Below are 13,785 nucleotides of genomic sequence, written 5' to 3'. Positions count from 1 at the left end.
AATGTTTTCGTTTCGATGGAGTGATGCTTGATGTCGATGGGGAGATTCCTACTCAAACGTAGCGCCCAAGGAATACTGGTCGTCTGGGGCGTCGTAACCGTCGTGTTCGGTCTGCGATACATCACGCCGGGCAACCCCGTGACGTTCGTGGCTCCGCTGGACGCCAGCCAAGAGTTACGCCAGCAGATAGCGACCGAGTTGGGTCTCAACAGACCCTTCTACGTCCAGTACTTCGACTACATCTTCAACCTGTTACAGGGCGACATGGGCTACTCCTACATTCGGGGCGTCGAGGCGAGCGGCCTCATCTTCGCTCGCCTCCCGGCCACCCTCGAACTCGCGGTGGCCGCGAGCATCGTCGCCGTGGTCATCTCGATTCCGCTGGGCGTCATCTCCGCGACCCGCCGACACGAACCGGCCGACTACGCCGCGACGAGTTTCTCGCTGGTCGGCATCTCGACGCCGAACTTCTGGCTCGGCATCATGCTCGTGTTGATTCTGTCGGTCCAGTTCGGATTGTTCCCGACGAGTCGTCGGGGAATCGGCCTTCTCCCGGCGCTGGAGATGCTGGTGACGCAGTTCCAAATCTCGGGGCTGGTGACGTGGCTCGCCCACATCACGCTCCCGGCCATCACGCTCGGGACGTACTTCACCGCGCTCATCACGCGACTCACCCGAAGCGGGATGCTGGACGAACTCGGCAAGCCCTACGTCCGCTCGTCGCGAGCGAAGGGCCTGCCCGAGACGCTGGTCCGGTACAAGCACGCGCTCCGGAATACGCTGATTCCGGTCATCACCGTGCTGGGCCTGCAACTCGGGACGCTCATCGGCGGCGCGGTCATCACCGAAGCCGTCTTCGCGTGGCCCGGACTGGGCACCCTGCTCATCAACGCCATCACCGCGCGTGACTGGCCGCTGATTCAGGGGTCGCTCATCGTCATCGGCACCGGCTTCGTCGTCATCAACATCTTCGTGGACGCGCTGTACGCCTACATCAACCCGCAGGTGGTTCACTAATGGCCGGACCTATCGAGAGACTCGTAGACGCGTTCTGGAACGGACTCAAGCGGGGCGTCTCGCCCCGGACCGTCCGGAACCTCAGGAAGGAACTTCGCCAGAGCGCGCTGGCGAAGGTCGGTATCGTCGTCGTGGTCGCAATCGTGTTGGTGGCGCTGTTCGCACCCCTGCTCGCGCCCCACAACCCCACGAATCAGCACCTCGACGAGTCCCAACTCCCGCCGCTCGGGTTCAGCAAGACATCGACCCAGACCAGTTCCGAGATGGTCAACGGCTCCATCGAGGTCGTCAACGAGACGGTCACGGTCTCGGCGACGCCGAAGTACCCGCTCGGCACCGACTCGCTGGGCAGGGACATGCTCTCGCGAGTCATCTACGGCGCGCGAACCTCCCTGCTGGTCGGTCTCCTCGGGACGGTCATCGCCGCGACCGTCGGCGTGACCGTGGGCCTGTCCGCTGGCTACTACGGCGGGAAGGTAGACGACGCGCTGATGCGGAGCGCCGACATCATGCTCGCGTTCCCGTCGCTGGTCTTGGCGGTCGCGCTGGTCGGCCTGTTTGGTCGGGCGGTGGTCAGATTACCGGACCCGCTCGTGCAGGCCGGTCTCGCGCCGAGCATGCCCGAGACGTTCGCGCTACCGGGGACGGTTATCATCGTCGTCGGACTGGTCAACTGGGTGTGGTTCGCGCGGGTCGCCCGCGGCGAGGCGCTCTCCATCGAGGGCCAAGAGTACGTCAAGGCCGCCCGCTCGGTGGGCGCGAACGACGGGTTCATCCTTCGCAAGCACATCCTGCCCAACAGCGTGACACCGATTCTCGTGCTGGCGACCATCCAAATCGCGGCCATCATCCTGCTGGAATCCGCGCTGTCGTTCCTCGGCTTCTCGGGGACCAGCCTCTCGTGGGGCTTCGACATCGCGCAGGGCCGTGACTACCTCGCGTCGTCGTGGTGGATTTCGACGGTTCCGGGGGTCGCCATCGTGCTGACGGTCATCGGAATTAACCTCGTCGGCGACTGGCTCCGCGACGCCTTGGACCCCGGTATCGAGGGCGAAGGAGGTGGCGTCTGATGACCGACGACCTCCTTCGCGTCCGGGACCTCTCGACCCGGTTCTTCACCGAAGACGGACAGGTCAACGCGGTCGAGTCCGTGGACTTCGACGTGCGAGACGGCGAGGTCTTCGGCATCGTCGGCGAGTCGGGGTCTGGCAAGAGCGTGACCGCGCTCTCGGTCATCGACCTCGTGGAGTCGCCGGGCCGCATCACCAGCGGCGAGGTTTGGTACCGCAATTCGGACCTCGCCGAGGAGGTCCGGGACGACACCCCCGAGGCCGTGGACGGCGACTTCGTGGACGTGCGCCGGGTGCCCGAGAACGTCCGGCGGGCGCTCCGCGGGCCGTCGTTCAGCACCATCTTTCAAGACCCGATGAGCAGTCTGAACCCCTCGCTCACGGTCGGCGAGCAGATAGCCGAGGCGGTCGAGGTCCAGCGCCGCGCGCGCTCGAACCCGCGTTCGACCCGGTCGCGCACGCAGGGCTACGGTCTGGCCGACTTCCTCAGTAGCACGGTCCTGCCGTCCCGGAGCTACGTCAGCGACGAGAGTCGCGCGGAGGCCATCGAACTCCTCGAACAGGTCGGGATTCCGGACCCCGCCGAGCGCGCCGACGAGTACCCCCACGAGTTCTCGGGCGGGATGCTCCAGCGCGCGATGATAGCCCAAGCCCTCGCGGGCGAACCGGACCTCCTCATCGCCGACGAGCCGACGACCGCGCTCGACGTGACGATTCAGGCCCAGATTCTCGACCTCCTGCGGGACTTGCAGGACGAGACCGGGATGAGCATCATGATGATTACCCACAACCTCGGCGTCATCGCCCGAATGTGCGACCGCGTCGGCGTGATGTACGCCGGGGAGGTGGTCGAACGGGGCACGCTCGGGGACGTGTTCGACGACCCAGTTCATCCCTACACGCAGGGGCTACTTGGGTCGATTCCGGACTTGGACGACCCCGCGCCCCGACTTCAGCCCATCGAGGGCAACGTGCCGGACCTCTACGACGAGGAGATGGACAACCGCTGTTACTTCGCGGACCGCTGTCCGAAAGCCATGGAGGAGTGCCTACACAAGCCACCCGAGTTCGACACCGAGACGGGCGACGCACGGACCGACTTCCACGACCGCAACGCGAGCGACCACGGCGCGAAGTGCTACCTCGCCCAACACGAGTACGACCCCTCGCAGGCGCTTCCGGAGGGGTACTTCGAGAGCGACGAGGCGGGAAGCGCCTCGGAACCCGCGAGCGGCGACGCCGCGAGCGAAAACGAGGAGGTGAGCGCGGATGACTGACTCGCTCGTCCGCGTCGAAGACCTCCGCAAGTACTACTTCGAGCAGGACAACTTGACCGACCGACTCCTCGGGCGGGAGCCAGAGAGCGTGCAGGCCGTGGACGGCGTGAGCTTCGAGGTCCGCGAGGGCGAGACGCTGGGGCTGGTCGGCGAGTCTGGCTGTGGCAAGTCCACCACGGGCGAGACCCTGCTCAAGCTCCGCGAGCCGACCGACGGCGCGATGTACTTCGACGGCGAGAACGTCTTCGAGAAAGACGACCTCACGGAGTTCCGCGAGCGCGCGCAGGTCGTCTTCCAAGACCCCTTCTCCAGCCTCGACCCGCGGATGACAGCAGGCGAAATCGTCCGCGAACCCCTCGACGTTCACGGCATCGGGACGAAGGCCGAGCGCCGCGAGAAGGTCGCACAACTGATGGAGCGGGTCGGACTCTCCGCCGGACAGGTGGACCGCTACCCCCACGAGTTCTCGGGCGGCCAGCGCCAGCGCATCGGCATCGCGCGGGCCTTGGCGCTCGAACCGGACTTCATCGTGTGCGACGAACCCGTGTCGGCGCTGGACGTGTCGGTACAGGCCCAGATTCTGAACCTCTTGGAAGACCTCCAAGAGGAGTTCGGGCTGACGTATCTGTTCATCGCCCACGACCTGAGCGTGGTCCGGCACATCTCCGACCGAGTGGCGGTGATGTACCTCGGCGAAATCGTGGAGGTCGGCCCCGTAGAGGAGATATTCGAGAACCCCGGCCACCCCTACACCGAGGCACTGCTAGAGAGCGTCCCGCGGGCCGACACCAGCGAGCAGGGCCGACAGGTCGATACCCTCTCTGGCGACGTGCCATCTCCGCGCGACCCGCCGAGTGGCTGTCGGTTCCACACGCGGTGTCCCTACGCCCGCGAAGTCTGCGCCCAGTCGGACCCGGACGACTACGACGCCGACGGAGCGGACCACCGCGCGGCTTGCTTCCGACGGGTCGAAACTCACGACTACTGGAACAGCCCGCCGCTCGAAACCGACGACCCGACCGCCGAACAGGCCGCAGACGACTGACCGCTTCTCGCCGCCTTTTTCGGCCGTTCGCGCGTCCCGGCATGAATAGTCGGGCACTATCCTTATTTCCGTCAGTACTTGTCGAACCACGGAACGACGCGTCACGCGGCGCTCTGACACGGTCCGCGACGAGACGGTCCGAGAGCCACTCGAAGCGACGATGCGCCGTGTCCGTTTCCAGACTAGATATGAGTCAGGACCAGAACAGGGCGTCGGTTTCCCCACCGAACGTCTCCGAGACTGACGTACTACCGATAGACAGCGAGAGCGAGTCCCTCGACGCAATTTTCCGGGCGCTCTCGGACCACCGACGGCGATGCGTCTGTCACTACCTCGCCGAACGCGACGAGCCGATACACGTGGACGAACTCGCGGAGTTGCTCGCCGCCTCGATGACCGCGAAGACGCGAGCGGTCCTCACGTCGGCCGAGATAGAGAAGACCCGCGCGGAACTCCTCCAGATGCATCTCCCGAAACTGACCGAAGTCGGAATCGTCGCTCACGACGCAGACGAGAGCGTCGTCCGACTGACGGACTCGCCGGGCGTCACCGAGTGTCTGCGGGCGGCCACGAGCGTGGACTTGCAGTAGCCGCGGCTCTTTCTCCGAAGTGACTGTTCGGCGCGGGAGTAGTCACTACGCGGGGCCGGGTCTGATTCGTGTTCGGCACCGTTATCCGTCCAGCGTTCCTTTTGAGAAGCATGGCAGACGACCTAACCGCGACCCTGCACACGACTCACGGCGACATCGAAGTCCGACTGTTCGACGAGCGCGCTCCTCGAACCGTCGAGAACTTCGTCAATCTTGCGGAACACGACCCCGCCGCGAACGACGAGCCCGCACCGGACACGACGACGTGGGAGGACCCCCAGTCCGGCGAGGTCCGAGGAGACTCGCTGTACAGCGACGTGCCCTTCCACCGAATCATCGGCGACTTCATGATTCAGGGCGGCGACCCGACCGGCACCGGTCGCGGCGGTCCCGGCTACGAGTTCGAAGACGAGTTCCACGACGAACTCCGCCACGACGACGCGGGTATCCTCTCGATGGCCAACAGCGGTCCCGACACCAACGGCTCGCAGTTCTTCATCACCCTCGACGCCCAACCGCATCTGGACGACCGCCACGCGGTCTTCGGCGAGGTCATCGAGGGGATGGATGTAGTCGAGGAGATCGGCTCGGTCCCGACCGACCACAACGACAGCCCGAACGAGGATGTGGCCCTCGAACGCGTCGAGATTCACGACTAAGCGCCCGCTTTTTCGCTCAGCCCTCTCGGGGTAGTCGGACTGGCAGTCCCGAGGTGAGGGGTCGGCGACCTCGACCCCGACGACACTGCTGACTGACCCGCCAGCTATCTGCCCGTGACTGCGCGAAACGTCCGAGCGGGATTCGTTCCGGTCTCGGATATAAATCCTCGGCGACGAGACGGGCGTCGCGGTCTCCGGGTTAACCACCGCCGCGACGCCGACCGAATTTTCCCGGCGGATGAGAAAAATCACCGAGTGGGGACGCACGTACCGAAACCCACTTCGGTACGAACGGTCAAACGTCTCCTGCGCGAGGGTTGCCGAGCGGCCAAAGGCGGCGGGCTTAAGACCCGCTCTCGTAGGAGTCCATGGGTTCGAATCCCATCCCTCGCATCTTGCTCGGCGCGCGACACCGCGAGTGCCTCGTGCGCTCGCGAGTTCAGCGCGCCGTCGCAATCGGTCCGGATGGATTCGAAGTAGACCGGTCGCACGCCCGCGCAGGCCGACGGCCGAGCAGGAACGTCTGGGCGTGGTTCGAATCCCATCCCTCGCATACGACCTTTTTATTGCGAGCGCGGTCGCTGTCGGCGACCGCGCTCGATAAAAAGCTCGACCAAAAAGCACTGCGCTCCTCCCGTTGGTCGTCACTTGGCCCGCTCGCTCACTCCCTGCGGTCGTTCGCTCGCGGTAAACTGCTAGTGCCGAAAAGACGAGAGTCGAAACCCCCATCTTCCCGAATCCACTACTGCGAGCCAATGACCGACGAGTCCGTCGAACGCGCGTTCCGAGAGCATCCCGACTTCGAGAAAACCGGTGAAGGAGAGTTCGAGACACCCCAGAAGGCGTTCCCCGGCGTCGTCACTGCGAGCGAGGAGGCCGCTGGGGACGACGCCCGCCGCTACGAGGTTGAGGTCCGAACGCCCATGCTCGACGCCGTGGTCGAGGGCGAGGAGGTCGCCGCGGTAGTCGAAGACGGCTGGTTCGAGACGCTGGAACTCCGACTGGACGACGCCCACACCGTCGCCAGCGCCGACGCCGAACCGCCCGAGGTCGAGCGCGAGGGCGAGGAGGTCGTCGTGACCGCCGCCTTGGAGACGGCCGACCCCGACCGGGCCGCCGAGGACGCGCTGGCGATAGTCGAGTACGTCGAAGGGACGTGGGTCCAAGGCATCATTCCCGGCTACGACTACACCGGACCGGCCGCGAGCCTGCGCGAGCGCGCGAGACAGAATTACGACGAGGGTGGCGGTCCGGGTGGTGCGGACGGGTCGGGCGGCGCGGGTGGTGCTGGCGGACCGGGCGGTCGGCCGCGCTGAGGTCGAGCGTCGGGACGCGGCGAGGGCGGTCAGTCCATCGCGATGTACGTTTGGGTGTCCTCGACGCCCTGAACACCCTGAATCCCGTCGGCCGCGATCTCCTTGACCTCGGGCGTCGAGTCCACGTCGAGTTTCGCGATGATGTCCACGTCGCCCGCGACGATGTGGGCGTCTACCACGCCGTCGAGGTCCATAATCGCACTCTTGAGTCTGTCCGCCTCGCCCGTGTTCGCCTTGACCATGACGTACGCTGTAACCATGTCAGTTGCCTCCAGTCATTGCTTGCGCGCTCGCTCTGCTGGCGTCGCCGACCAGAATCTGTCGCACGTCCTCCAGCACGTCGAAGTCCGCGAGGACGGCGAGTCGGTCCCCGGCCTCCAGCGAGTCGTCGGCGAGCGGGATGTCCATCGGCTCGTCGGCCTTCCCGAACGCCAAGATGCGGGCGTCGGCCGGAAGCGAGAGTTCGCTGATGGAGTAGCCTTTCACCGGCGATTCGTCGGTGATGGTGAGTTCGACCACCTGTAGGCTCTGGGCGATATCGGCGATTGCGCGGATGTTGCCCCCAAGCATGGCGTTCTTCGCGCCGATGGCACCCAACCGCTCGGGGTAGACCACCTCGTCTACGTCGCTGGCGAACTTCCGGTAGATGTCCTCGCGGTAGTCCTCGTCGATTCGCAGAATCGTCCGACAGCCGTAGTGTTTGCCGACCATGCACGCCGCGAAGTTGACGTTGAGGTCGCCCGTCAGCGCGCCGAGTGCGTCCGCCGACCGGAGGTCCGCTTGCTCCAGAATATCCTCGCGGCCGCCGTCGCCTTCGACGACCTCGAAGCCGTCGTTGCGGGCGCGTTCGACCTTGTTGGCGTCACGCTCGACCAGCGTAACCTCGTGGCCCTCCTCCCGCAGGACGCGGGCCGTCCGGAGGCCTACCCGACCCGAGCCAATGATAACGAATCGCATGGTACTCCGTACGCGACACTGCTTGAATAACTTTTCTCCCTCCCAAACGCTTTTCTTCTGTGGTACTGAATCACACAGTACGATGGTTCACGCCTTTATTATGGTGAAAACCGCCGCCGGGCGCTCCGAGGACGTGCTGACGGCGGTCCGCGAACTGGACGGTATCTCCGAGGCCCACGTCGTCGCTGGCGAGTTCGACGTTATCGTAGAAGCGGAGGCCGACGAGGTGTACGACGTACTTCAGACCGCCTCGTCGGACATCTCGGGGATGGACGGCGTCGCGGACACGAAGACGTACATGGCGCTCGACTGAACGGTCGAACGCGCTTTCCTCAGTGGTCTAACTCCTGCACGTCGTGGTCCGCGAGGAGGGAGTCGAGGTACGCCTTCTGCTCGCGGAGGTTCGGCGGCAGGGTCTCGTACACCCGGTCGAACACGTCGTGGGGGTCGCCCGGTTCGACCGACTCGGCGCGCTCGACTGCCTCGTCCAGTTGCTCGTCGGCCTCGGCTTGGACCTCCTCCACGAACTCGTCGTCGAGTACGCCCTGCTCGCGCAGGTACTCCTCGTAGCGTTCGACGGGGTCGGCGGTCCGCCAGTCGGGTAGGTCCTTCGCGGCCTCCTCGTACTGGCTCGGGTCGTCGCTGGTCGTGTGAGCGCCCTGCCGGTAGGTCAGACTCTCCACGAGGACCGGTTCGCCCTCCCGCGCCGAGTCCAGCGCCTCGGCGACGGTCTCACGGACCGCGAGCGGGTCGTTGCCGTCCACCTGCACGCCCTCGAAACCGTAGGCTCCGGCCTTCTGGGCGATGGTGTCGCTGGCGGTCTGGCGGTGTCGCGGCAGGCTAATCGCCCACTCGTTGTTCTCGCAGAAGAAGACGGTCGGCGAGTCGAAGACGCCCGCGAAGTTGAGTCCTTCGTGGAAGTCACCCTCCGAGGTCGCTCCGTCGCCGAAGTAACAGAGGACGGCCGGATTCTGCGCGTCGCCGCCGTCGGCCGCCGCACCCTCGGCCTCTACATCGTCGGCGTCGGCTTGCTCGGCCTCGGTCTCCTCGCCCTTCACGGCGCGCTCGTAGTTCATCGCCATCCCGACGCCCGCGGCGTGGGGAATCTGAGTGGCGATGGGGACCGCCTGCGGGAAGTTGGGCACGTCGTGGTCCGAGTGGTACTCGGGCATCCCGCGCCGGAACAGCAGGATGTCGCTTATCGGTACGTCGCGGGCTATCTGCATCGCGTTCGACCGGTAGGTCGGAAAGAGCCAGTCGTCGTCGGCCATCGCCATCGCGGCACCGACCTGCGAGCCCTCCTGTCCGCGGTAGGGCGGCCAACTGCTCATCCAGCCTCTGCGCTGGAGCGCCAGCGCACGCTCGTCGAAGGCCCGCGCCCGGACCAGTTCTCGGTACGTCTCCCGCGCCTCCTCGGGCGAGAAGGGCGTCTCCGAGAGGTCCCGTTCGCCGATGATACGGTTCATGCGCCGCGGTTCGTGCGCCCCTCGCATAGTGGTTCCGGAAGCGGGTGGCCTCGTCTCCCACGGGGGTCGAAATCCATCCCAAACGACCTTACCGTCCGCTGGTGTACCGGGAAGGAAATGAGCGTCATCGCGGAACTGTCCGTTCCCGTCGAGGACTTCCCGCTCGGTCGCGCACTCGCAACCACGCCGGACATGCAGATCGAACTGGAGCGCATCGTCCCCACCGACACCGGGGCGCTCCCGTTCTTCTGGGTCTCGGGCGACGACGTGGACGCGTTCGTGGCGGAACTGGAGCGCGAGGAGGACGTAGACACCGTCTGTGTACTCGACCGGTTCGAGGACGGCGCGCTCATCCGGGCGGTGTGGACCGCGACGCCCGGCCTCGTGGAGGGCATTCTCCAGTCGGAGGCTACCTTGCTGGAAGTGATGCGCTACGACGACGTATGGCGGTTCCGACTCCGGTCGCCCGACCGCGAGGGGGTCGCCGCCTTGCAACGCTACTGTGCCGACAACGACATCGACCTGCGTCTCGACCGCATCAACGACCTCGGCGAGGTGGAGACCGGCCAGCGGTACGGTCTGACCGACGACCAGCGCCGGACCATCGTGAGAGCCTTCGAGGAGGGCTACTTCGACGACCCGCGGGGGACAACACTCGAAGCGTTGGGGACGGAGTTCGACATCTCGTCGCGGGCGGTCTCGAAACGACTGCGGCGCGGACTTCGGAACCTCGTGGACGCGACGCTGATACGCGACGACTTATAAACCCGTTCAGCATCGAACCGGACCGAGTAGGCCCACGGGGTGCGAACCAAAATACGTACTCCGAGGAGGCGCGCACTCCGCGAGTTCGAATCCATCCATGAGCGAGAAGCAATCGTCCGTCAGTTCGAAGCCGTCGTTCACCTACGAACTCCACACCGACCAGACGCCCAGCGAGGGCGTCGTCGCCGCCGTTTCGACGGCCTCGGGGATCGACCCGGCGACGATGGAACCGCTCGCGGGGACCATCGACCCGGACGCCGTGGACGCGATGTTCGCGGACCACTACGACGGCACGCCGCGGGGAACCGGCCACGTCCAGTTCGCGTACGCTGGCTACGAAGTCGTCGTGAGTAGCGACGGCCTCGTCTCGCTCCTCGAAGACGAGTAGTCTCGGGTCGTCTCGCGGTCGGTCTCGTCCCCGTTTTCGCAGTTCGGTTCCGTCCCTGCTCTCGCCCCGCGGTCTCCTCGTCCCGCGCTCCGGTCTACCGGGTCCCGTCGCGCTCCGACGCGCTCCGGTTCCCCAACGATTATCGCCTCTCCGACGCAGGTCACTGCTATGACAGCGGCGGCAGACTACATCTTCACGAACGCGGAGGTACGCGCGCTGGACGACGACGACACCGTGGCGGAGGCGGTGGCGGTTCGCGACGGCGAAATCGTCCGCGTCGGCAAGGCCTACGAACTCGACTTCCTGAACGGCGTCGAGACCGAGGGGGTAGACCTCGGCGGGCGCGTCCTCCTCCCCGGTTTCATCGACGCTCACACCCACCTCTCGCACGTCGGGCGCTCGCTGGTCTACGCCGACCTCGCGGCGGCCGACTCGCCCGACGACAGCGTGGCCCTGCTGGCTGAGTCCGGGGAGTCCGGGGAGTCCGCCGATTCGGACGGGGGAGGCGCGAGCGACGCCGAGGGAGACGACTGGATTCTGGGCTTCGGCTACGACGAGAGTACGTGGGACGAGTCGCGCTACCTGACCCGCGAGGACTTGGACCGCGTCTCGACCGAGCGCCCGGTCGCGGCGTTCCGCGAGGACATGCACATCGCGGCGGTCAACTCGACGGCGCTCGACCGCTACGTCGCCGAGATGCCCGAGGAGGACGTGCGGACCGACGAGGGCGACCCGACCGGCGTCATCGTGGAGGAGGCCGTGGACGTAATCTACGAGGCCATCGAACCCGACGCCGACGAGATGCGGACGCTCCTCGACGCGGCCCAGCGCGAGGCCCACCGGAAGGGCGTCACGGGCGTCCACGACATGGTGCGCCAGTCCCGCGCTCCGGCGGTCTACCGCCGGATGGAACTCGACGGCGACCTCGCGCTCCGGGTCCGCATCAACTACTGGTCGGACCACCTCGACGCCGTGGTCGAGACGGGCCTGCGGACCAACCACGGGAGCGAGTTCGTCCGGACCGGCGGCATCAAGACGTTTACCGACGGGAGTTTCGGCGGTCGGACGGCGAAGCTCTCGGAGCCGTACGCCGACGCCGAGAGCGCGTCTGGCGATACGGACGGCGACGAAGCGGCAACCGGTCAGTGGGTCGTCGCGCCCGAGGAGTTACGCGAACTCGTGGCCGAGGCCGACGCCGCCGACCTCCAGTTGACCGCCCACGCCATCGGCGACGAGGCCGTCGAGGAGGTCCTGTCCGCCTACGACGAGACCGCCGACCCGACCTCCTCGCGCCACCGCGTCGAACACGCCGAGTTGGTCGGTGACGAGAGCGTCGAGCGATTCGCCGAGAGCGGCGTCGTCGCGTCGGTCCAGCCCAACTTCCTGAAGTGGGCGCAGGAGGGCGGCCTCTACGACGACCGCCTCGGCTCCGAGCGGCGCAAGCGGTCGAACCGCTACGCGGACCTGCTTGAGGCTGGCGTGCCGCTGGCGTTCGGGAGCGACTGCATGCCGATGGACCCGCTGTTCGGCGTCCACCAGACGGTCAACGCGCCCGAGGAGCGCCAGCGACTCTCGGTCACCGAGGCGCTCCGGGCGTACACCCGCGGGGCGGCCTACGCCGGGTTCGACGAGGAGCGACTGGGCACCGTAGAGGTCGGCAAGAAGGCCGACTTCGTGGTCTTGGAGCGGTCGCCGTGGGACCATCCCGAGGACATCGAGAACATCGACGTGGCGCTGACGGTCGTGGACGGCGACGTGGTGTACGACGGACGGGACTGAGTTCGGTCGGTCCCGCGCGGACGGTCGTCGTGCGGTCGGTTGCCGTGCAGTCGGTCACTCTGCGGTCGGTCGGCACGCGGTCGGTCTCGACGCTGGTGGGGTCTCCTCTTCTCGACGCGACGCTCGACCGTCGCTTCCCGTCACGTAGTGGCTACCACCCCATGATATGTAGCGGTTATTCGAGTTCGGACGAGAAGTTCGTCGGCTATCGCTCTCTACGAAACGCGTACAAACTAGCTCACGATTCACGCTGGCCCTATGAAGAGAAAATATTTTCAATACTGGCGACCGAAGTCCGTCACAATCGTAGGTGGCTGACTGTGCCAAAAATGGAAACGGCGGACATCGAAACCGACCTGAGTCTCTTCAAGTACGACAACCTCGAACAGTTGCCCGACGCGTATCGGGAACTGGACGAAGACGAGCGAACTGACCGCATCGAGGCCGCCAAGCGGGAGTTGGGCGACGACCTCGTGATACTAGGCCACAACTACCAGCGCCGGGAAATCGTGGACCACGCCGACTTCGTGGGCGACTCCTACCAGTTGAGCGTCGAGGCCGCAAATGCGGACGCGGAGTACGTGGTCTTCGGCGGGGTGACGTTCATGGCCGAGTCCGCGGACATCATCACCGACGACGACCAGACGGTCATCCTGCCCTCGATGGAAGCCTCGTGTCCGATGGCGGGGATGGCCGAGGCCCTGCAAGTGGACGCCGCGTGGGCCGAAATTACCGAGGCCGCACCCGACGCCGAGATAATCCCCATCACGTACATGAACTCCTACGCCGACCTGAAGGCGTTCTGCGCCGAACAGGGCGGCGCGGTCTGTACCTCCTCGAACGCTCACGAGGTCTTCGAGTGGGCCTTCGAGCAGGGCGACAAAGTACTCTTCCTGCCCGACAAGCACCTCGGCGAAAACACGGCTCACCGACTCGGGATGGAGGACAGCATCGCCGAATGGGACCCGTGGGACCCCGAGGGGAAGGACGCCGAGGAGGTCGCGAAAAGCGACATCGTCCTGTGGGACGGCTACTGTCAGGTCCACGAGCGATTCCGCGTGGACCATATCGAGCAGATTCGTGACGACCACCCCGACGCGAACGTCGTGGTCCACCCCGAGTGTCGCCGCGAGGTCGTGGAGGCCGCCGACAAAGCAGGTTCGACCGCGACGATTACGCAGACCGTCGAGGAGGCCGACCCCGGCGAGACGTGGGCCATCGGCACCGAGATTCACCTCACGAACCACCTCCAGCGGTGGCACCCCGAGGTCGAGGTCCTGCCGCTCTGTGGCGACGCGTGCATGGACTGCAACGCGATGCGCCAGATAGACCCCAACTACCTGACGTGGGTGCTGGAGGAACTGGTCGCCGGGCGCGAGCGTAACGTCATCGAGGTCGCGCCCCGCGAGGCCGAACTGGCGAACGCGGCGATGGAGCGCATGCTGGAAATCTAATC

Annotated in this window: 15 protein-coding genes and 1 tRNA gene; 13 read left to right on the top strand and 3 right to left on the bottom strand. The window is 65.9% G+C overall.

Annotated elements, in window-relative coordinates; translation table 11 throughout:
* The first annotated feature begins 30 nt into the window (after positions 1–30).
* The 8 genes from EPL00_RS08440 (at position 31) to EPL00_RS08405 (ending at position 6,974) form a co-directional block, all read left to right on the top strand.
* Complete coding sequence (locus EPL00_RS08440; protein ID WP_135853119.1) at positions 31–1,017, top strand: ABC transporter permease; 987 nt, start codon at positions 31–33, stop codon at positions 1,015–1,017.
* A complete protein-coding gene (locus tag EPL00_RS08435; RefSeq protein WP_135853120.1) occupies positions 1,017–2,087 on the top strand; it encodes an ABC transporter permease in 1,071 nt (356 codons plus the stop codon). The genes EPL00_RS08440 and EPL00_RS08435 overlap by 1 nt, the downstream gene beginning before the upstream one ends.
* Entirely contained in the window at positions 2,087–3,364 is a 1,278-nt protein-coding gene (locus EPL00_RS08430; protein WP_135853121.1) for an ABC transporter ATP-binding protein, read from the top strand. Before EPL00_RS08435 ends, EPL00_RS08430 begins: the two co-directional genes overlap by 1 nt.
* Positions 3,357–4,409, top strand: a complete 1,053-nt coding sequence (locus tag EPL00_RS08425) for an ABC transporter ATP-binding protein (protein ID WP_135853122.1) — start codon at positions 3,357–3,359, stop codon at positions 4,407–4,409. Before EPL00_RS08430 ends, EPL00_RS08425 begins: the two co-directional genes overlap by 8 nt.
* A gap of 188 nt (positions 4,410–4,597) precedes the next feature.
* A complete protein-coding gene (locus EPL00_RS08420; protein WP_135853123.1) occupies positions 4,598–4,999 on the top strand; it encodes a DUF7344 domain-containing protein in 402 nt (133 codons plus the stop codon).
* Between the two features lie 110 nt (positions 5,000–5,109).
* On the top strand, positions 5,110–5,658 hold the full coding sequence (locus tag EPL00_RS08415; protein WP_135853124.1) for a peptidylprolyl isomerase: 549 nt from the start codon (positions 5,110–5,112) through the stop codon (positions 5,656–5,658).
* Positions 5,659–5,968: 310 nt separating this feature from the next.
* Positions 5,969–6,051, top strand: a tRNA-Leu gene (locus tag EPL00_RS08410).
* Between the two features lie 362 nt (positions 6,052–6,413).
* Positions 6,414–6,974 (top strand): DUF5813 family protein, encoded by a 561-nt coding sequence (locus EPL00_RS08405; RefSeq protein ID WP_202932580.1) that lies wholly within the window; start codon positions 6,414–6,416, stop codon positions 6,972–6,974.
* 29 nt (positions 6,975–7,003) lie between these two features.
* On the opposite strand, the gene EPL00_RS08400 is transcribed toward EPL00_RS08405, so the two are convergent.
* Both EPL00_RS08400 and EPL00_RS08395 read right to left on the bottom strand, forming a co-directional pair.
* A complete protein-coding gene (locus EPL00_RS08400; RefSeq protein ID WP_135853125.1) occupies positions 7,004–7,234 on the bottom strand; it encodes an Lrp/AsnC family transcriptional regulator in 231 nt (76 codons plus the stop codon).
* Between the two features lies 1 nt (position 7,235).
* The gene (locus tag EPL00_RS08395) at positions 7,236–7,931 is read right to left on the bottom strand and encodes a potassium channel family protein (RefSeq protein ID WP_135853126.1); all 696 of its coding nucleotides are present in this window, start codon (positions 7,929–7,931) and stop codon (positions 7,236–7,238) included.
* Positions 7,932–8,013: 82 nt separating this feature from the next.
* On the opposite strand from EPL00_RS08395, the gene EPL00_RS08390 reads away from it, so the two are divergent.
* The gene (locus tag EPL00_RS08390; protein ID WP_135853127.1) at positions 8,014–8,244 is read left to right on the top strand and encodes an Lrp/AsnC family transcriptional regulator; all 231 of its coding nucleotides are present in this window, start codon (positions 8,014–8,016) and stop codon (positions 8,242–8,244) included.
* 19 nt (positions 8,245–8,263) lie between these two features.
* On the opposite strand, the gene EPL00_RS08385 is transcribed toward EPL00_RS08390, so the two are convergent.
* On the bottom strand, positions 8,264–9,397 hold the full coding sequence (locus tag EPL00_RS08385) for a thiamine pyrophosphate-dependent enzyme (RefSeq protein ID WP_135853128.1): 1,134 nt from the start codon (positions 9,395–9,397) through the stop codon (positions 8,264–8,266).
* 117 nt (positions 9,398–9,514) lie between these two features.
* Here EPL00_RS08385 and EPL00_RS08380 point away from each other — a divergent pair, with 117 nt between their 5' ends.
* The 4 genes from EPL00_RS08380 to nadA all read left to right on the top strand — a co-directional run bounded on the left by EPL00_RS08380 (position 9,515) and on the right by nadA (position 13,783).
* Positions 9,515–10,162 (top strand): helix-turn-helix domain-containing protein, encoded by a 648-nt coding sequence (locus tag EPL00_RS08380; protein ID WP_135853129.1) that lies wholly within the window; start codon positions 9,515–9,517, stop codon positions 10,160–10,162.
* Positions 10,163–10,259: 97 nt separating this feature from the next.
* Positions 10,260–10,550 (top strand): HalOD1 output domain-containing protein, encoded by a 291-nt coding sequence (locus tag EPL00_RS08375; RefSeq protein ID WP_162224183.1) that lies wholly within the window; start codon positions 10,260–10,262, stop codon positions 10,548–10,550.
* A 168-nt stretch (positions 10,551–10,718) separates the two neighbouring features.
* On the top strand, positions 10,719–12,329 hold the full coding sequence (locus tag EPL00_RS08370; RefSeq protein WP_135853130.1) for an amidohydrolase: 1,611 nt from the start codon (positions 10,719–10,721) through the stop codon (positions 12,327–12,329).
* Between the two features lie 320 nt (positions 12,330–12,649).
* A complete protein-coding gene (gene nadA / locus EPL00_RS08365; protein WP_135853131.1) occupies positions 12,650–13,783 on the top strand; it encodes a quinolinate synthase NadA in 1,134 nt (377 codons plus the stop codon).
* The last annotated feature ends 2 nt before the right edge of the window (positions 13,784–13,785 follow it).

Source organism: Halorussus salinus (assembly GCF_004765815.2).
Classification (GTDB): domain Archaea; phylum Halobacteriota; class Halobacteria; order Halobacteriales; family Haladaptataceae; genus Halorussus; species Halorussus salinus.
This window is presented reverse-complemented; position numbering and strand designations above follow the sequence as displayed.